The 17869-nt window shown below is 61.2% G+C and carries 14 protein-coding genes and 3 pseudogenes; 8 read left to right on the forward strand and 9 right to left on the reverse strand.

Features of this window, described 5'->3' with window-relative positions; translation table 11 throughout:
* The first annotated feature begins 9 nt into the window (after positions 1-9).
* From AB4O25_RS13100 to AB4O25_RS13110, 3 genes and pseudogenes are all read left to right on the forward strand, one after another.
* Positions 10-2573, forward strand: a pseudogene (locus tag AB4O25_RS13100) (TonB-dependent receptor).
* 134 nt (positions 2574-2707) lie between these two features.
* Positions 2708-3316, forward strand: coding sequence for a biliverdin-producing heme oxygenase (locus AB4O25_RS13105; protein WP_017529263.1), 609 nt, complete (start codon positions 2708-2710; stop codon positions 3314-3316).
* Positions 3317-3425: 109 nt separating this feature from the next.
* The gene (locus tag AB4O25_RS13110) at positions 3426-3827 is read left to right on the forward strand and encodes a YbaN family protein (RefSeq protein WP_017529264.1); all 402 of its coding nucleotides are present in this window, start codon (positions 3426-3428) and stop codon (positions 3825-3827) included.
* Positions 3828-3923: 96 nt separating this feature from the next.
* Here AB4O25_RS13110 and AB4O25_RS13115 read toward each other — a convergent pair whose 3' ends face one another.
* Positions 3924-4487 (reverse strand): NAD(P)H nitroreductase, encoded by a 564-nt coding sequence (locus tag AB4O25_RS13115; RefSeq protein WP_017529265.1) that lies wholly within the window; start codon positions 4485-4487, stop codon positions 3924-3926.
* A 138-nt stretch (positions 4488-4625) separates the two neighbouring features.
* Between AB4O25_RS13115 and AB4O25_RS13120 the strand changes: the two genes are divergently transcribed.
* From AB4O25_RS13120 to AB4O25_RS13130, 3 genes and pseudogenes are all read left to right on the forward strand, one after another.
* The gene (locus AB4O25_RS13120) at positions 4626-6053 is read left to right on the forward strand and encodes a di-heme oxidoreductase family protein (RefSeq protein ID WP_460150914.1); all 1428 of its coding nucleotides are present in this window, start codon (positions 4626-4628) and stop codon (positions 6051-6053) included.
* Positions 6054-6084: 31 nt separating this feature from the next.
* Positions 6085-7148: pseudogene (locus AB4O25_RS13125) on the forward strand (imelysin family protein).
* A 2-nt stretch (positions 7149-7150) separates the two neighbouring features.
* Positions 7151-8248, forward strand: coding sequence for a DUF1513 domain-containing protein (locus AB4O25_RS13130; RefSeq protein WP_026067374.1), 1098 nt, complete (start codon positions 7151-7153; stop codon positions 8246-8248).
* A gap of 84 nt (positions 8249-8332) precedes the next feature.
* Here the strand turns inward: AB4O25_RS13130 and AB4O25_RS13135 are convergent, their stop codons facing one another.
* The 5 genes and pseudogenes from AB4O25_RS13135 to colR all read right to left on the reverse strand — a co-directional run bounded on the left by AB4O25_RS13135 (position 8333) and on the right by colR (position 12102).
* On the reverse strand, positions 8333-8560 hold the full coding sequence (locus AB4O25_RS13135; RefSeq protein WP_460150915.1) for a hypothetical protein: 228 nt from the start codon (positions 8558-8560) through the stop codon (positions 8333-8335).
* On the reverse strand, positions 8557-9276 hold the full coding sequence (locus AB4O25_RS13140; RefSeq protein WP_017529270.1) for a lipopolysaccharide kinase InaA family protein: 720 nt from the start codon (positions 9274-9276) through the stop codon (positions 8557-8559). Before AB4O25_RS13140 ends, AB4O25_RS13135 begins: the two co-directional genes overlap by 4 nt.
* Positions 9277-9280: 4 nt before the next feature.
* Positions 9281-9961: a class I SAM-dependent methyltransferase gene (locus tag AB4O25_RS13145; RefSeq protein ID WP_017529271.1), complete on the reverse strand. Its 681-nt coding sequence runs from the start codon at positions 9959-9961 to the stop codon at positions 9281-9283.
* 188 nt (positions 9962-10149) lie between these two features.
* The gene (locus AB4O25_RS13150) at positions 10150-11430 is read right to left on the reverse strand and encodes a sensor histidine kinase (RefSeq protein ID WP_065876663.1); all 1281 of its coding nucleotides are present in this window, start codon (positions 11428-11430) and stop codon (positions 10150-10152) included.
* Positions 11420-12102, reverse strand: a pseudogene (colR, locus tag AB4O25_RS13155) (two-component system response regulator ColR). Before colR ends, AB4O25_RS13150 begins: the two are co-directional and overlap by 11 nt.
* Positions 12103-12303: 201 nt before the next feature.
* Here colR and AB4O25_RS13160 point away from each other — a divergent pair.
* Entirely contained in the window at positions 12304-14253 is a 1950-nt protein-coding gene (locus AB4O25_RS13160) for an LTA synthase family protein (protein WP_460150917.1), read from the forward strand.
* 51 nt (positions 14254-14304) lie between these two features.
* A complete protein-coding gene (locus AB4O25_RS13165) occupies positions 14305-15024 on the forward strand; it encodes a phosphatase PAP2 family protein (protein WP_460150918.1) in 720 nt (239 codons plus the stop codon).
* Between the two features lie 79 nt (positions 15025-15103).
* Here the strand turns inward: AB4O25_RS13165 and groL are convergent, their stop codons facing one another.
* From groL to AB4O25_RS13180, 3 genes are all read right to left on the reverse strand, one after another.
* Entirely contained in the window at positions 15104-16750 is a 1647-nt protein-coding gene (gene groL / locus AB4O25_RS13170) for a chaperonin GroEL (RefSeq protein WP_017529275.1), read from the reverse strand.
* Between the two features lie 49 nt (positions 16751-16799).
* Complete coding sequence (locus tag AB4O25_RS13175) at positions 16800-17096, reverse strand: co-chaperone GroES (protein WP_017529276.1); 297 nt, start codon at positions 17094-17096, stop codon at positions 16800-16802.
* Between the two features lie 247 nt (positions 17097-17343).
* Entirely contained in the window at positions 17344-17820 is a 477-nt protein-coding gene (locus tag AB4O25_RS13180; protein WP_065876665.1) for an FxsA family protein, read from the reverse strand.
* Positions 17821-17869: the final 49 nt, after the last annotated feature.

Consider the following 17869-nt stretch of genomic DNA (forward strand, 5'->3'; position numbering starts at 1 on the left):
GCGCTCTCGATGTCCTCTCGTTTCAATCGCCGGTCTTCTTCGCCCGTCCTGTCCTTGCTGACCGCCGCCATCCTGCTGGCCGGCGTGCCGGTGATGACCGCCAGCGCCGCCGAGCCCGCCGCGCGCAGCCACGGCAATTACACCTTCAGCATCGAGCAGCAGCCGCTGGTCTCGGCGCTCAACGCATTTACTGCCGTGACCGGCTGGCAAGTCGGCCTGCCGGCAGAGCTCGGCCAAGGCGTGTCGTCGCCTGGCGTGCGCGGCCCGCTGCCGCCGGAAAAAGCGCTGGACCGGCTGTTGGTGGGGACCAACCTGGGCTACCGCAAACTGGGCAATAACAGCATCGTGCTGGAGAAACGCGCAGCCGGCGGCACCCTCAACCTGCAGCAGGTGACCATCAGCGCCACTCGCAACGAACAGGATGTGAACAGTGTGCCCAGCACCGTCAGCGTGCATGAACGCGAAGCGCTGGACCGTCAGAACGTGAACACCATCCGCGAACTGGCGCGCTACGAGCCCGGCGTGTCGGTGGGCGGCGCCGGCACACGGTCGGGCAATGCCGGTTTCAACATCCGCGGCATCGATGGCGACCGCATCCTCACCCAAGTGGACGGCGTGGAAGTACCCGACAACTTTTTCAACGGCCCCTACGCCAAGACCCGCCGCAACTATGTCGACCCGGAAATCGTCAAGCGCGTAGAGATCCTGCGTGGCCCCGCCTCAGCCCTGTATGGCAGCAGCGCCATCGGCGGCGCGGTGAGCTATTTCACCCTCGACCCGGATGACATCATCAAGCCCGGCCAGGATGTCGGCGCCCGCCTGAAGACCGGCTACAGCTCCGCCGATGAGAGCTGGCTGACGTCCGGCACCTTCGCCGGTCGCGTGCAGGACTTCGACGGCCTGCTGCACCTGAGCCAGCGCAACGGCCATGAAACCGAATCCTATGACGGCAATAACGCCACCGGGCTGGACCGCACCGGCGCCAACCCGGAAGACGCGCGCACCACCAACGTGCTGGCCAAGTTGGGCTGGAACTACGGTAACGACAACCGCCTGGGCCTGACATATGAGAAGTACAAGGATGATCGCGACATCAACCTCAAGAACGCGGTGGGCGGCCCGTTCATCGGCGGGCGCGGTTTCAACCTGTACCGTGACCGTCGCGGCAACGACACCATTACCCGCGAACGTTTCGGCCTGGAAAACAGCTTCGCCCTCGCGTCACCGATAGCCGACCGCATCAAGACCAGCCTCAATTACCAGATCGCCAAGACCGACCAGACGACCGCCGAAATCTATCAGTCGGGCCGGCGCGTGATGCGTACCCGCGACACGCTTTACGAAGAGAAACAGTGGGTTTTCGACGCTCAGTTGGACAAAGCATTCAGCCTGGGTGAAACCGATCACCAGGTGACCTACGGCACGACGCTCAAACAGCAAAAAGTCACCGGGTCCCGCGAGGGCTCGGCCTATTGCCTCGCTGTCGGCTCCGGTTGCACGGCCATCGGCGCGCCCAGCCCGCAAGCCGGCGACAGCGTGAAGAAGTCCAGTGACTTCCCCGACCCGACCATCAACGCTTACTCCTTGTTCGCACAAGACCAGATCAGCTGGGATAAATGGACGTTCCTGCCCGCCGTGCGCTACGACTACACCCGGCTCAAACCCAAGCTGACCGAGGAATTCCTCAACACCGTGAACCCCACCGGTGCGGACCAAGTGAGCGACAAGGAAAAAACCTGGCACCGTGTCACGCCCAAATTTGGCCTGACCTACGCCCTGACCGATCACTACACATGGTTCGGCCAGTACGCCGAAGGGTTCCGCACCCCCTCGGCCAAATCCCTCTATGGGCGCTTCGAGAACCTGAACATCGGCTATCTCGTGGAGCCGAACCCCGACCTCAAGCCGGAAACCAGCAAGGGCATCGAAACCGGGCTTCGCGGGAAGTTTGACGAGGGGTCTTTGAGATCGCGGTGTTCTACAACAAGTACCGCGACTTTATCGACGAAGACAACGCCGTGGTCGCGGGTACCGTCGAGCAGTTCAAGGCCGTGAACATCAAACGCGCCACCGTCAAGGGCGTAGAAGCCAAGGGCCGCCTGAACCTGGACGCATTCGGCGCGCCACAAGGCCTCTACACCCAAGGCGCGGTTGCCTACGCCCACGGCCGCAACGACGACAACGGTGAACCGCTTAACAGCGTCAACCCGCTCAAGGGCGTGTTCGGCCTGGGCTATGAGCAGGACAACTACGGTGGCCTGCTGAGCTGGACCCTGGTGAAAAAACAGAATCGCGTCGACAGCAGCACCTTTCACGCCCCCGACGGCAGCACCGAAGGCCCGTTCAAGACCCCGGGCTTCGGCATTCTCGACCTGACCGCCTACTACAAGGTGACCAACGACGTGACCCTCAACGGCGGCTTCTACAACCTGACCGACAAAAAGTACTGGAACTGGGATGACGTGCGCAGCTACGACAGCGTCGGCGAAGCCGCAGTGACGGGCCCCGCCAACCTTGACCGCCTGACCCAGCCGGGTCGCAACTTTGCGATCAACGTGGTCTGGGACATCTGACCACGCCTCCCTCACCTCGCCGAGATTTCATCGGCCAGGTGTGGATTTTTTACTGTGCCGCGTCTTCTTGTTCGTCTAGTTGATAACCGCTCTCTTTAGGGCAACAAGGCGCTTCCCTTCTCAAGGACTTTTTCATGACCGCTTCCCCTACCGCAGAACGCCCAAGCCTGCGCTCCCAGCGCTTGAACCAGATCACCAATGAGCCGCACACCAAGCTCGATGCGCTGGTAAAAGCCCATGCACCGTTCGAAACCCAGGCCAACTTTGCCCGTTTCGTGGTGGCGCAGTACTTGTTCCAATCGGAACTGGTGGGCCTGTACAACGATGCCGAACTGATCAAGATCGTCCCGGACCTGGCCGCGCGCTGCCGCGCCGACGCCGCCAAACTGGACCTTGCCGACCTGGACACTGAAGTGCCCGCACCGGTGGCCGGCGCGCTCAAGAACCCAAGCAAGGCCCAAGCGCTGGGCTGGCTGTTCGTGTCTGAAGGTTCCAAGCTGGGCGCCGCGTTCCTGATCAAACGCGCCGTGGGCCTGGGCCTGAGCGAAACCTTCGGGGCCCGCCACCTGGGCGAACCGGCCGGCGGTCGCGCCGAAGGCTGGAAGAGCTTCACCCGCACCCTGGATGCTCTGCAATTGAGCGCCGAAGAAGAAGCCGCCGTGGAACAAGGCGCGGTCGATGCGTTTGTACGCTTCACCGTGTTGCTGGAACAGGCGTACGCTAGCGCGCCTGAACTGGCCTGACGTCTGAATTGAAATGCGATCAACTGTGGGAGGGTGCAAGCCCCCTTCCACCGTTAAACTGCATTTCAGTTCGCACTTTTGTAAACCTTCTCCCCAGATAAGTTTCACCATGACCGGTAAAACCCAATCCACCTCGAAAATCGTCCAGCTCCTTTTCGGACTGCTGGCCTACGTCAGCCTGGGCATCGGGTTGGTGGCGATTGTCGTGCCGGGTTTGCCCACCACCGAATTCATCCTGCTGGCTGCCTGGGCTGCCACTAAAAGCTCGCCACGCCTCAGCGCCTGGCTGGAAAACCACCGCCTGTTCGGGCCGATCCTGTTCAACTGGCGCAACGGCAAGATCATCGCGCGCAGGGCCAAGGTCAGCGCCACCGTGAGCATGCTGCTGTGCGCCATAGTGATGCTGGTGATGCTCGACCACGGCTGGCCGATTTACCTGGCCATTGCCGGCATGAGCCTGGGCAACCTGTGGATCTGGTCACGCCCCGAACGGCATGCCCAGCCGCTCTGAACGCTCCTGCACCGCCAACGATCCGCTCACCAACGCCATGAAGCCGCTGTGGGAGCGAGGTTTGCCAGCGCCCACATCAAGCAGCTCAGTGATCGTTCAAAGACCGTTCCAGGCTTGAACAAACTGCGCCACATCTTCCTTCGGCGCCGTGCGCGGTGGGTTTTGCGGCGTGCCCAGGTAAAGGAAGCCAATCACTTCTTCATCCGGCTTCAGCCCCAGGCCCTTGGCGACATGAGCGGAGTAAGACAATTCGCCGGTGCGCCACACCGCGCCGATCCCCTGTGCGTATGCCGCCAGCAGAATGCCGTGGGCGGCGCAGGCAGCGGCCAGCAACTGTTCGGATTTGGGTACCTTGAAGTGTTCCTGCAAACGGGCAATCACCACCACCACCAGCGGTGCGCGCAACGGGCCGTTCTGCGCCTTGTCGATGGCGGCTTGCGGGGCGTCGGCGTCTTGCAGGCGCGCGGCTTCGGCCAGCAGCGTGCCCATCCGCTCGCGGGCGGCGCCCTCCACCGTGAGGAAACGCCAAGGACGCAGCTGGCCGTGGTCAGGCGCGCGCATGGCGGCGGCGAACAACACGTCGCGCTGCGCCTGGGTCGGTGCCGGCTCCAGCAAGCGCGGCACGGAAACACGGTTGAGCAAAGCGTCGATAGCCTGCATTGGTCACCTCCAAAAAAAATGTGCGGTCATTCTAGCGGGAATGAATCGGCTACCACCAAACGATAATTGCTCTTATTCATTCCCCCCGGCCCTGTTAGACTTTGCGACCAGATTTTTCGCCTTCGTTCAGGAAACTCGATGTTCCGCTCGCTTTTTCGTCTGTCCATCGCTTGCATGGCCCTGGGCCTCACTGCGTGCGATAACGCCCCCAGGTTTGCCAAGGCCGAGCCGGGTGAGGCGCGTGCGGGCGGCGCGGCGACGGTGAACAAGCGCGACCAGAACGCGTTTTCCCTGCCGTCGGCCAACCTGTCGCCCACGCGCCGCCTGGACTTCAGCGTCGGCAACAGCTTTTTCCGCAGCCCCTGGGTGATCGCGCCGTCCACCACCACCGCGCGTGATGGCCTGGGCCCGCTGTTCAACACCAACGCCTGCCAGAACTGCCATATCAAGGATGGCCGTGGCCACCCGCCGCTGCCCGACGCCGCCAATGCAGTGTCGATGCTGGTGCGTCTGTCGATCCCGGATGCGCCCACCTACGCCAAACTCATTGAGCAGGCCGGCGTGGTGCCCGAGCCGGTCTATGGCGGGCAATTGCAAGACATGGCCGTGCCCGGTGTAGAACCCGAAGGCAAGGTGCGCGTCGACTACACGCCGGTCAACGTCACCTTCAAGGACGGTACCGTCGTCGAGTTGCGCCAGCCAAACCTGCAGATCACCCAACTGGGCTATGGCCCGATGCACCCCGACACGCGTTTTTCTGCGCGCATCGCCCCGCCGATGATCGGCCTGGGCCTGCTCGAAGCCATCAGCGAGGCGGATATCCTGCGCAACACCGACGCGAAAACCGCCGATAAAGAAGCCCTGGTCGGCCGCGCGAATTGGGTGTGGGATGACGCCCGGCAAAAGACTGTTCTGGGGCGCTTTGGCTGGAAAGCCGGGCAACCCAACCTCAATCAACAAAATGTTCACGCGTTTTCTGGTGATATGGGCCTCACCACCTCCCTGAGACCCTTCGATGACTGCACCGACGCCCAAGTGGCCTGCAAGCAGGCGCCCAACGGCAACGGCCCCGACGGCGAGCCGGAGGTCAGCGATAACATCCTGCGCCTGGTGCTGTTCTACACCCGCAACCTCGCCGTACCCGTGCGTCGCGATGTCGACAGCCCACAAGTGCTGGACGGCAAGAACCTGTTTTACCAGGCGGGTTGCCAGGGTTGTCACAAACCGTCGTTCACCACCGCAGCGACGGCCGCCGAACCTGAACTGGCCAACCAAGTGATCCGCCCCTACAGCGACCTGCTGTTGCACGACATGGGCCCGGGCCTGGCCGACAACCGCAGCGAATTCAAGGCCGGCGGCCGCGACTGGCGCACCGCGCCGTTGTGGGGCATCGGCCTGACGCAAACCGTGAGTGGCCACACCCAGTTTCTGCATGACGGCCGCGCGCGCAACCTGCTGGAAGCCGTGCTCTGGCACGGCGGTGAGGCACAAGCGGCGCAGCAGCATGTGTTGTCCTTCAATGCCGAGCAGCGCGCTGCGTTGCTGGCGTTCCTGAATTCTTTATAAGCTTTGCCCCACTTACAGAAGGGAGCTCGACATGTTCCGTCCCAAGTTGTTGTTCACCAGCCTGGCCGCCCTTGCGCTGGGCGCCTGCTCGCCACAAGACCCGCAAGCCCTGACCTCGGCGGCGATCGCCAAGCAAGTGATCCTGCCGACCTACAGCCGCTGGGTCGAGGCCGACCGTCAACTGGCCGTCAGCGCCCTGGCCTACTGCCAAGGCAAGGAGAGCCTGGACACCGCCCGCGCAGACTTCCTCCACGCGCAAAAAGCCTGGGCCGAGTTGCAACCGCTGCTGATCGGCCCGCTGGCTGAAGGCAACCGTTCGTGGCAGGTGCAGTTCTGGCCGGACAAAAAGAACCTGGTGGGCCGTCAGGTAGAACAACTGGTCGCCAGCCAGCCGCAGATCGACGGCGCCGAACTGGCCAAGTCCAGCGTGGTGGTACAAGGCTTGTCGGCCTACGAATACATCCTCTACGACGCCAAGACCGACCTCGCCGACGCGGCACAGAAAGCGCGTTATTGCCCGCTGCTGGTGGCCATCGGCGACCGTCAGAAAGCCTTGGCTGAAGAGATCCTGGCCAGTTGGAATAGCACCGACGGCATGCTCGCGCAGATGAGCAAGTTTCCCAACCAGCGCTACGCCGATTCCCACGAAGCGATCGCTGATCTGCTGCGTGTGCAAGTGACCGCGCTGGACACCCTGAAGAAAAACTCGGCACGCCGATGGGCCGCCAGACCAAGGGCATCCCGCAGCCGTTCCAGGCTGACGCATGGCGCAGCCAGTCGTCCCTGCAAAGCCTGGAGGCCAGCCTCGCCGCCGCCCAGACCGTGTGGGTCGGCGTCGACAACAAGGGCCTGCGCGGCCTGCTGCCGGCGGATCAGAAGCCATTGGCCGACAAGATCGACGCTGCCTATGCAGCATCGCTGAAACTGTTCGCCAGCAACCAGCGCACCCTCAACGAACTGTTGAACGATGACGCCGGGCGCCAGCAACTCAATGACCTCTACGACAGCCTCAATGTGGTTCACCGCCTGCACGAAGGCGAACTGGCCAAGGCGCTGGGCATCCAACTGGGCTTTAACGCCAACGACGGTGACTGATGATGCTCAGGCGACAGGCTTTGGCCATTGGCAGCGTACTGCTCAGCGCACTCACCCTGGGTGGCTGGACGCTGTTCAAAAGCAAAGACAAACGCCCGCTGCTGTTGTCGGCGCGGGATGATGCGGACGGCAAGCACTACGCCGTGGGCTACCACCTGGACGGCAAACCCGTATTTGCCACCCAGGTTGGCCAGCGTTGCCACGACATCATCAACCACCCCACGCTACCGATTGCGTTGTTTGTTGCCCGACGCCCAGGCACCGAGAGTTACCTGATCGACCTGCGTGATGGCGCATTGCTGCAAACCATTACCTCGAACGCCAATCGCCACTTCTATGGCCATGCGGTGATTCACCAGAGCGGCGACTGGCTGTACGCCACCGAAAACGACACCTCCGACCCCGGTCGCGGCCTGCTCGGTGTGTATAAGTTCGAAGGCGAGCGGCTGGTGCACAGCGGTGAGCTTTCTACCCACGGTATCGGCCCGCACCAGGTGTCGTGGATGCCCGACGGCGAGACACTGATCGTGGCCAACGGCGGCATTCGCACCGAAGCCGAAAGCCGTGTGGAGATGAACCTCAACGCCATGGAGCCAAGCCTGGTATTGATGCGCCGCGACGGCACACTGATCAGCAAGGAAACCCTGGCGCAACAGATGAACAGCGTGCGCCACATGGGCATCGCCAGCGATGGCACCATCCTTACCGGTCAGCAATTCATGGGGCCGTCCCAAGAGCGTTCCGAGCTGCTGGCGATCAAGCGGCCAGGGCAGCCGTTCGTCCCCTTCCCGGTAGCCGATGAGCAGTTGCAGGCGATGGGGCATTACACCGCCAGCGTCGCGGTGCACAGCGAGTTGCGCCTGGTGGCGCTGACCGCGCCGCGTGGCAACCGCTTCTTTATCTGGGACATGGACAGCGGCGAGCTGCGCCTGGATGGGCCGTTACCGGACTGCGCGGGTGTCGGCGCGGTGGCGGATGGTTTTGTCGTCACCTCCGGTCAAGGGCGTTGCCGCTTCTACGATTGCCGCCAGCAACCGTTGGTGGCAACACCGCTGGAGTTGCCGGCGGGGCTCTGGGATAACCATCTGCACCTGATTTGAGCCGAGTTTGGCCGTTTCCCAGCGGTGAATAACGCAAAAAAAGGGCCTCGCATCGCAAGGCCCTTTTCGGCTGGCTTGATCGTTTCAACTCTGTGGCCTCATCCCTTGAGACATGCCAAACATGAACAGCAGCAGCTCGTGATCAGGCTTGGCCGCCACACTCGCCTTGGCGACGCGCGGCAAAAAGCATTGCGCGCCCTCCTGCGTTGCACTGAGTACCTGTGTGCGAGGCTGCTCCCACGCGGCCAGGGCCAAGGCAGCAACGCCCAACGCCCCCACCAGGAACAGACCTCGTGCTATTTCTAGCTTCATTTGGTTAAACCCTTGATAGCGCTGCCAAACGCCGTCTCGTAAAAGTAGCTGAGTTTTTGCCAGTCGCTATCGCTCCACGACGAATGGCGGCGCAGTTGCCGCATGTCATGGGACGCCGCCCGATGAGCGGTCAGGCGCTGGCGACATTTTTCAAAATCCAGCAGTGCCACGTCCACAGTGGCCGAGTCGCCCTCGCCCATCACCCGCACAAAAATATGCTTGATGTACAGGCAACCGTGCTGCCAGCGCCCCTTGTGCATACGCGCCAGGGTGCCGGCCAATTCCTTGAGCACACGCTCGTGCACTACTTCGCCGTAGCGTTCACGGCCACCGGCGGCGTACCAGTGTTCAATTTCGTCGAAACCGTCAAGCGCCGCTGTCACCAGCAGTGCCTTCCAGTGGTGATCCGCATCGCGACGCGCCTCGCAGAACACCAGCTCCGGTACGCGCACATCCAACAAGCGCAGGCCCTTGATGGCGTCCCGCTCGCGCAACACGGTGGGGCGACCGAACGGGTGCAGCCAACTGCGATAGATGTGCCCGGTCTGGCGCTTGCTGTAGAGCAAGCGGCCATTGGCGCTCATCACGCGTTGCACACCGCTTTCACCGCCGCGCCGACGATTGGGTTCCTCGACCCACTCGCCTTGCTGGCGCCAGAAATAATCAAACTTGTCTTCGGGAGCTACGTGACTGCCTGCTACGCACTCAACTGCCATCCTGCTACCTCTTGCGCAATACATACACTCGCCACATGGCGTACAACGGTATGAAGTCCAGAGACTCCTGGACACGAAAACCGGCTTCTTCGAACTCTGCCTCAACAGTAGCAGCTGGTAACACAAATCTGTTTTGGTAACTTTCCTGCTCACCTTTTCTACGCCGCTGCCCTTCGAGGCGCTTGCGTTTCCAGGCTTTGAAATTGCCGTCGACCCACAGCGAAATGATCACACTGTCGCGGGTAACCCGTTGGAACTCCCGCAATATCGCCAGCCGGTGCGCCGGGTCACCAATATGGTGCAGCAGGCGCATACAGAAAATGCTGTCGACCGCGTTATCTGGCAGGTCGATATCAAAGGCTGATGTCTGCAAGGGTCGTACCCGTTTCACAACTTCCGCGGGTTGGGCGACGGTTGCAACCTTCAACATCGACGCTGAATTGTCCGCGCCGATAATCACACGGTTGGGTTTCTCTGCCAGCAACGGCCAGAACCGCCCCGCGCCGCACGGCAGGTCCAGTACCAGACCTGGCTCACCGGCCATCGCCAGGGCGCCACGAGCCAATTGCTCGTCGCGTTTATGGGACAGGCGACGCGCCAGATTGTCTTGATGCTTGAGTAAATATTCCCGCGCATGCTCATCGTCATACTTTTCGGAAAATTCGAGCTTGATAGGGTTAGACATCACTGATCTCCAGTTACTGATGCCTACAACGTTAAGCACCGAACTGTGATCAACAGGTCAACCATGTGTGAAAAACCTGTCCTGTCCAACCCCATACATTTCAAAACTTTACAGACATAAACAATATCATGGGGCCATCTTCGCCGAATGACGACGATGTTTGGGAGGATTGCGGCAGGGTGGACGGGTCAGGCGCCGGGCTGACCCAGTTCGACATGAAAGCGGCAGCCATTGGGCTCCATGGTGCTGAGGCTGACGCTCCAGCCCTGGTTCTCGCAAATCCGTTGCACCAGCGACAAACCAAGCCCCAGGCCATCACCACGCTTCTCGCTGCCGCGCACGAAGGGCTCGAACATCGCTTCGCGTTTCTCTTCTGGAATGCCGACGCCACTGTCTTCCACCACAAAGCCCGCCGGCTCCAGGGTCAGCCGGATAAAACCATGCTCGGTGTAATGCAAGGCATTGCGCAGCAGGTTGCCCATCACCGCATGCAGGAACGTCGTGTTGTAGCGCGTGTCCAGGGGGTTGCCTGGCTGGTAGATCAGTTCCAACCCCTTGTGTTCGATTTGTTCACGCCAGATGCCGAGCAAATCGTCCGCCACCTGGCTGAGGGTGACCTGGGCCGACATAGAGGCATCGTTATGCTGGGCGCGGGCCAGCATCAGGAAGGTCTGTACCAGCTCGCGCATTTCTTCGCAGGCACGGGCAATGCGCTGCACCTGGTTACGCCCGCGCTGATCGATGGCCGGGTTTTCCAGCAGCAGCTCGCAGGAGCTAGCCAATACCATCAAGGGGGTGCGCAATTCGTGGCTCACATCGCTGGTAAACAACTGCTCGCGAGACAATGCCGCGCGCAGCCGCCCCAACGTGGCGTCGAACGCCACCGCCAGCTCACCCACTTCATCGGCCGCATAATCCGGCGCCAGGGGCGGTGCCAGGCCCAGTAACTGGTCGCGGTGACGCACCTGCCGGGCCAGGCGTACAACCGGCGCCATCACTTTGCGCGCCAGCACCCAGCCGAGGAACACCGCCAATGCCAGGCTGAGCACAAAGCCCACCAGCACCACGGCAAACAGCACACGCTCACGCTCTTCGAAATCGCTTTGGTCTTGCAGCAACACATAACGTCGCCCGTCAATCACTTCGACCATGGCGTGGTACGACAGCGATTCGCGAAATACTTCATGAAAGCCCGGCTCCAGATGCCGCAGGTCCTTGGGCAATTCAAAATCGCCCGGCCCGCCGCTGAAATAGAACAACTGGTCCGGCTCGGGTCGGTGGCGCCAGTCTTCGACCGTGTCCATCAGCAGCAAGCGTTGCAAGTCACCGCCCAGGCCCGCCGAGATCAACTTCTCTTCCACCAGGTGCACGGTCGCGATAATGCCCATGGCGAAGGCCCCCGCCACCAACGCACTCATCAAGGCAAAGGCGATGATGATCCGCTGGGAAAGGCTTTGCTTAAACTCCATCACGCCCCTCGGCCAGACGATAACCAACGCCGTGCACTGTCTGCAGTAACGGTTTGGCGAAGGGCTTGTCGATGACTTGGCGCAACTGGTGGACGTGGCTGCGCAGGCTGTCGCTGTCCGGGCAATCGTCGCCCCACAACGCCTCTTCGAGGATTTCCCGGCGCAGCACGTGCGGACTTTTTGCATCAGCACCGCCAGCAGCTTGAGGCCGACCGGGTTGAGCTTGAGCAGGCGCCCTTCGCGGGTGACTTCAAGGGTGTCGAGGTCGTAGCTCAAATCGCCGACCTGCAAGGCACGGCGGCCGCCGCCCTGGGCACGGCGCAGCACGGCTTCGATGCGCGCGGCCAGTTCCGACAGGGCAAACGGTTTGAGCAGGTAATCATCGGCGCCGGACTTGAAGCCCTGCAGCCTGTCGTCCAACTGGTCACGCGCGGTGAGCATGATCACCGGCGTGTCGCGGCGTGCGTCTTCGCGCAGGCGCTTGCACAGGGTGTAGCCATCGATACCGGGCAGCATGATGTCGAGCACGATCAGGTCGTAATGCTCGGTGGCCGCCAGGTGCAGGCCCGACAAACCGTCCTGCGCACAGTCCACGGTGTAGCCCTTGAGCCCCAGGTAATCCGCCAGGTTGGCCAGAATATCGCGGTTGTCTTCAACCAATAAAATTCGCATGGGCAGTGTCTCCGTACGCGGTAACGGCCGTGTTGGCTCGCGCAGCTTAAGGCCAAGCGGGGCTCAGGGATAGAGCCGGAAGGTGCGTCGATAAGGGTTTTCAACCGATTCAACCGTTCAACGAGTTTTTCACTATAGCTTCACAAACTGACTACAGCGTCAGGACGAATATCGCCGCCCATTGATATAAGGAACATGGACATGGGGTTTTTCAAATCGGCGCCAATGCGCTATCTGCAGTTGATCACCGGTGCCTGGTTGGTGGTTTTCCTGCTCACTCGCAGCGTGCTGCTCATTACTCACCTGGACGAAGTCGGCGGCAACCTGCTGCCGGTGTTTGGCGTCGGTGTGCTCTACGATCTGGGTTTCCTGGCCTATGCGGCGCTGCCGCTGGGACTTTACTTACTGCTCTGCCCTGCGGGACTGTGGCGCCGCCGTGGACACCGCTGGTTCCTGCAGGCGGTGTTGACCGTGAGCCTGTTCGCCATGCTGTTCACCGCGGTCGCCGAATGGCTGTTCTGGGACGAGTTCGGTGTGCGCTTCAACTTTATTGCCGTCGATTACCTGGTGTATTCCGACGAGGTGCTGAACAACCTGCTGGAGTCCTACCCGATCGGCAAGCTGCTGAGCCTGCTGGCGATGCTGGCCATTGTGCTGAGCCTGGCGCTGCGCAAACCGTTCAACGCGGCGATGAACGCTCCGCTGCCGGCCCTGCGCGGCCGCGTGTTGAACGCCGTGGCGCTGCTGGTCGCCGCCGGCCTCAGCCTGCAACTGATCAGTCAGGACAGCCCGCGCACCCAGGGCGGCAACGCCTACAAGAACGAGCTGGCGAGTAACGGCCCCTATCAGTTTTTCGCCGCGTTCCGTAACAACGAGCTGGACTACCCCCAGTTCTACAAAACCTTGCCAACCGACGTGGTCGCCCTGCAATTGCGCGCCGAACTCAGCGAACCCAACGCCCGCTTCGTCGGCCAGGACCCGCTGGATATCCGGCGCGAGATCAGCAACCCCGGCACCTTGCGCAAACCCAACATCGTGCTGGTGACCATCGAAAGTTTCAGCGCCAAGTACATGGGCAGCAATGGCGATGGGCGCAACCTCACGCCTAACCTGGATGAGCTGCGTAAACAAAGCCTGTATTTCAATAATTTCTACGCCACCGGCACCCGTACCGATCGAGGCCTTGAGGCCATCACCCTGGCGATCCCTCCGACGCCGGGGCGCTCGATCGTCAAGCGCATTGGCCGCGAGAGCGGGTTCGCCAGCCTCGGACAACAACTCTCCGCCATCGGCTACGACAGCGTGTTCGTCTACGGCGGGCGCGGTTACTTCGACAACATGAACGCGTTTTTCAGCGGTAACGGTTACCGGGTCGTAGACCAGAGCAGCGTGCCCGAAGCGGAAATTTCGTTTAAAAACGCCTGGGGCATGGCCGACGAAGATCTCTACAAACAGACCCTCAAGCTCGCCGACGCCGACTACGCCAGGCAGCAGCCGTTTTTGCTGCAACTGATGACCACCTCCAATCATCGTCCCTACACCTATCCGGATGGGCGCATCGACATCAAATCCGGCAATGGTCGCGACGGCGCGGTGAAATACACCGACCACGCCATCGGCGAATTCCTCGCCGCTGCGCGCAAGAAACCGTGGTTCGATAACACGATCTTTGTGTTCGTCGCCGACCACACCGCCGGCAGCGCGGGCAAGGAAGACCTGCCCATCACCAACTATCAGATCCCCTTGTTCATCTATGCGCCAACGCTGATCGATGCCCGGGAAACCGCGCAATTGGCCAGCCAGATCGACATTGCGCCGACGCTGTTGGGCCTGATCAACCTGAGCTACGAGTCGACCTTCTTTGGCCGCAACCTGCTGCAGGACAACCCACTGCCGCCTCGGGTCGTGGTCGGCAACTACCAGCATCTGGGGTTGTTCGACGGCACGGACCTGGCGATCCTCAGCCCACGCCTGGGCCTGCGTCGCCATGACCAGGCCCTGGGTGAGAGCCAGGAGTTGCGGGTGAACAGCGATGATCCATTAATCCAGCGCGCGATCACCTACTACCAGGCCGCCAGCTATGGGTTCAAACAACAATTGCTGAGTTGGAGGGGGCACAAGGACGAGGCCCCAGCGCTGAGCACACGCTAAACAGAGCGTCCCGCACAGGTGAGTGCGGGACGTCTTCGATCAAGGTCCGCCATGCCATCCCCTCCCGTTGCGCCGGCTTCCAAGCCGCTTGATTTTCGGCTGTACCTGGGCATTCCCGCCGCCGCCGCGCTGGCATTGCTGTTGCTGGAGCTGACGCCACTGGACATGGCTCTCGCCAAACGGTTCTACAACGCGGCGGAGGGCGGCTTCGTCGGTCGCTACAGCTTCTTGCTCGAAGACATCCTGCATGACCGCGCCAAGCAGTTGGTGATCCTGTTTTCGGTCATGGCGATCCTGGGGTTTGTCGGCACGTTTATCCTGCAACGCCTCAAGTCCTACCGCCGCGAACTGGGCTGCCTGGTGCTGTCCCTTGGACTGGCGACCGCCTTTGTCTCACCGTTGAAAACCCTGACCGGCGTGCAGTGCCCGTGGAGCCTCAAGGAGTTCGGTGGCGAGGAAACCTACAGCACACTGTTGAGCCATCGCCCCGCCACCGATAAACCCGGGCGCTGTTGGCCCGGCGGCCATGCGGCCACCGGGTTCGCCCTGTTCGCGCTGTTTTTTGCACTGCGTGACCGCAAGCCGCGGATGGCCCGCTACGCATTCCTCTTCGCGGCCGGCTTGGGCAGCATCTTTTCAGTGAGCCGCATGCTGCAAGGGGCGCACTTCTTTTCCCACAATGTGTGGACGGCGATTTTTTGCTGGCTGATCTGCCTGGGCCTGTATGGTTTGTTGCTGTATCGGCCATCGAGGCCCTTGGCGCCGCGCTGAACCTCAGACAGCGCGCACAAAAAAAGCCCCGCCTGCATCACTGCAGGCGGGGCTTTTTCAGTACAGGGGTAAGGCTGGCTTACATCATGCCGCCCATGCCACCCATGCCGCCCATGTCTGGCATACCGCCGCCAGCCGAGCCTTCTTTCTTCGGTGCATCAGCGATCGCCGCTTCGGTGGTCAGGATCAGACCGCCGATGGAGGATGCTGCTTGCAGCGCCGAACGGGTCACCTTGGTAGGGTCCAGGATGCCCATTTCGATCATGTCGCCGTAGACGCCAGTCGCAGCGTTGTAACCGTAGTTACCTTTGCCGTTCTTGACTTCGTTGACCACAACGCTTGGCTCGTCGCCGGAGTTGGCAGCGATCTGGCGCAGCGGTGCTTCAACAGCACGACGCAGCACAGCGATACCGACGTTCTGGTCAGCGTTGTCGCCGGTCAGGCCGGTCAGGGCTTCCAGAGCACGGATCAGCGCAACGCCACCGCCAGGTACCACGCCTTCTTCGACGGCTGCGCGGGTTGCGTGCAGGGCGTCTTCAACGCGGGCTTTCTTCTCTTTCATTTCAACTTCGGAACCGGCGCCAACCTTGATCACTGCAACGCCGCCGGACAGCTTGGCCAGACGCTCCTGCAGTTTTTCACGGTCGTAGTCCGAGGAGGTTTCAGCAACCTGCGCACGGATCTGGGCGATACGGGACTCGATGTCGCTTTCAACGCCAGCACCGTCAACGATGATGGTGTTTTCCTTGGAGATGGTCACGCGCTTGGCGCTACCCAGGTTTTCCAAGGTGGCGCTTTCCAGGCTCAGGCCGATCTCTTCGGAGATAACGGTACCGCCGGTCAATACGGCGATGTCCTGCAGCATGGCCTTGCGACGGTCGCCGAAGCCTGGAGCCTTGACGGCTGCGACTTTGACGATGCCACGCATGTTGTTCACAACCAGAGTGGCCAGGGCTTCGCCTTCAACGTCTTCGGAAACGATCAGCAGTGGGCGGCCGGCTTTGGCCACGGCTTCCAGTACTGGCAGCATTTCGCGGATGTTGGAGATCTTTTTGTCGACCAGCAGGATCAGCGGGCTGTCCAGCTCAGCAACCATGGTGTCTGGTTTGTTGACGAAGTACGGGGACAGGTAGCCACGGTCGAACTGCATGCCTTCTACAACCGACAGTTCGTTTTCCAGGCCCGAGCCTTCTTCAACGGTGATCACGCCTTCTTTGCCGACTTTTTCCATGGCTTCGGCAATGATGTCGCCGATGGAGCTGTCGGAGTTGGCGGAAATAGTACCCACCTGGGCGATAGCCTTGGTGTCAGCGCATGGCTTGGACAGGTTTTTCAGCTCGGCAACGATGGCGATGGTCGCCTTGTCGATGCCGCGCTTGAGGTCCATCGGGTTCATGCCGGCAGCGACGGCCTTGTAGCCTTCGTTGACGATGGCCTGAGCCAGAACGGTAGCGGTGGTGGTGCCGTCGCCTGCGTCATCGTTGGCACGGGAGGCAACGTCTTTGACCAGCTGCGCGCCCATGTTCTCGAAACGGTCTTCCAGTTCGATTTCTTTGGCTACGGAAACGCCGTCCTTGGTGATGGTCGGAGCGCCGAAGCTCTTCTCGATGATCACGTTACGGCCTTTCGGGCCCAGGGTCGCTTTTACTGCGTCAGCCAGGATGTTGACACCGGTGAGCATTTTCTTGCGGGCGGAGTCGCCGAATTTAACTTCTTTAGCAGCCATGATCGATATTCCTTAAATACTTTGTAGTAACGGGAAAATGAGCGGGAAATCAGCCTTCGAGTACGGCGAGAATTTCGTTCTCAGCCATCACCAGCAGGTCTTCGCCGTCGATTTTCACAGTATTGCTGCCGGAGTAAGGGCCGAAAACAACCTTGTCACCCACTTTCACGGCCAGTGCGCGGACATCACCGTTTTCCAGGGTCTTGCCTGGGCCCGCAGCGACGATCACACCGTGGTTGGCTTTTTCAGCAGCCGAACCTGGCAGAACGATGCCGCCAGCGGTTTTCTTTTCTTCTTCGCTGCGACGGATGACGACGCGGTCGTGCAGAGGACGAAGCTTGCTCATTGTCGATCTCTCCTAATTGTGTTTTTCATCGGCCGGTATCAATTCCGGCGGGTTAAATTCCGGCGGTGCCGGTCGCGGTTCGCTGGGCGAAACGCGGAAGTCTGTCTAGTGTCACCACCAGAAACCTTGCGGTGACCGATACATAAGGGCGCATAAGCTGATTACAAGGGGGCGTAGATGAAATTTTTTGTGTCTGCGGCCGGGGAAATGCAACACGGCACCCAAAGGTGCCGTGCCGATGAAGCAGTTATTTGCTGTCGCGGTGCTCGAACTCGCCTTCAATCACATCGCCTTCGCGCCCCAGCGGCTCGCGTGGAGCCGGGCCACCGCGCGATTGCAGGTCGTCGGCGAACGCTCGTTGGCGTATCGCCGCTTCTTCGGCGCGCTGGCGCATCTTGCCGGCCAGCAGTTTGCGGGTGAACGGCAGCAGCATGACCAGGCCGATCACATCGCTGATAAAACCCGGCAGGATCAATAGGCCACCCGCCAGGGCCATCATCAGGCCTTCGAGCATGGTCTGGGCCGGCAGCTCGCCGCGGTTCAGGCTTTCACGGGCACGCAGCGCCGTCGCCAGCCCGGCGACGCGCAGCACCAGAACGCCGAGCATCGAGCCGAGAATGATCAGCAACAGGGCCGGGAAAAAGCCGATCGCACTGCTGACTTGAACGAATACGAACAGCTCCAACACCGGGAACAGCAGAAAGAGCAATAAAAAAGGGCGCATCAAAAGAGTTCCTCAACGCAAGAATGCCTTGCAAGTACACACTAGGTGC

The sequence above is a fragment of the Pseudomonas sp. S3_A03 genome (genome assembly GCF_054668275.1).

Excerpts from the sequence above, each read along its gene's own strand:
- AB4O25_RS13105 (WP_017529263.1), top strand. The coding sequence starts at position 2,708 with ATGACCGCTTCCCCTACCGCAGAACGCCCAAGCCTGCGCTCCCAGCGC.
- AB4O25_RS13110 (WP_017529264.1), top strand. The coding sequence starts at position 3,426 with ATGACCGGTAAAACCCAATCCACCTCGAAAATCGTCCAGCTCCTTTTC.
- AB4O25_RS13115 (WP_017529265.1), bottom strand. The coding sequence starts at position 4,487 with ATGCAGGCTATCGACGCTTTGCTCAACCGTGTTTCCGTGCCGCGCTTG.
- AB4O25_RS13120 (WP_460150914.1), top strand. The coding sequence starts at position 4,626 with ATGTTCCGCTCGCTTTTTCGTCTGTCCATCGCTTGCATGGCCCTGGGC.
- AB4O25_RS13130 (WP_026067374.1), top strand. The coding sequence starts at position 7,151 with ATGCTCAGGCGACAGGCTTTGGCCATTGGCAGCGTACTGCTCAGCGCA.
- AB4O25_RS13135 (WP_460150915.1), bottom strand. The coding sequence starts at position 8,560 with ATGAAGCTAGAAATAGCACGAGGTCTGTTCCTGGTGGGGGCGTTGGGC.
- AB4O25_RS13140 (WP_017529270.1), bottom strand. The coding sequence starts at position 9,276 with ATGGCAGTTGAGTGCGTAGCAGGCAGTCACGTAGCTCCCGAAGACAAG.
- AB4O25_RS13145 (WP_017529271.1), bottom strand. The coding sequence starts at position 9,961 with ATGTCTAACCCTATCAAGCTCGAATTTTCCGAAAAGTATGACGATGAG.
- AB4O25_RS13150 (WP_065876663.1), bottom strand. The coding sequence starts at position 11,430 with ATGGAGTTTAAGCAAAGCCTTTCCCAGCGGATCATCATCGCCTTTGCC.
- AB4O25_RS13160 (WP_460150917.1), top strand. The coding sequence starts at position 12,304 with ATGGGGTTTTTCAAATCGGCGCCAATGCGCTATCTGCAGTTGATCACC.
- AB4O25_RS13165 (WP_460150918.1), top strand. The coding sequence starts at position 14,305 with ATGCCATCCCCTCCCGTTGCGCCGGCTTCCAAGCCGCTTGATTTTCGG.
- groL (WP_017529275.1), bottom strand. The coding sequence starts at position 16,750 with ATGGCTGCTAAAGAAGTTAAATTCGGCGACTCCGCCCGCAAGAAAATG.
- AB4O25_RS13175 (WP_017529276.1), bottom strand. The coding sequence starts at position 17,096 with ATGAGCAAGCTTCGTCCTCTGCACGACCGCGTCGTCATCCGTCGCAGC.
- AB4O25_RS13180 (WP_065876665.1), bottom strand. The coding sequence starts at position 17,820 with ATGCGCCCTTTTTTATTGCTCTTTCTGCTGTTCCCGGTGTTGGAGCTG.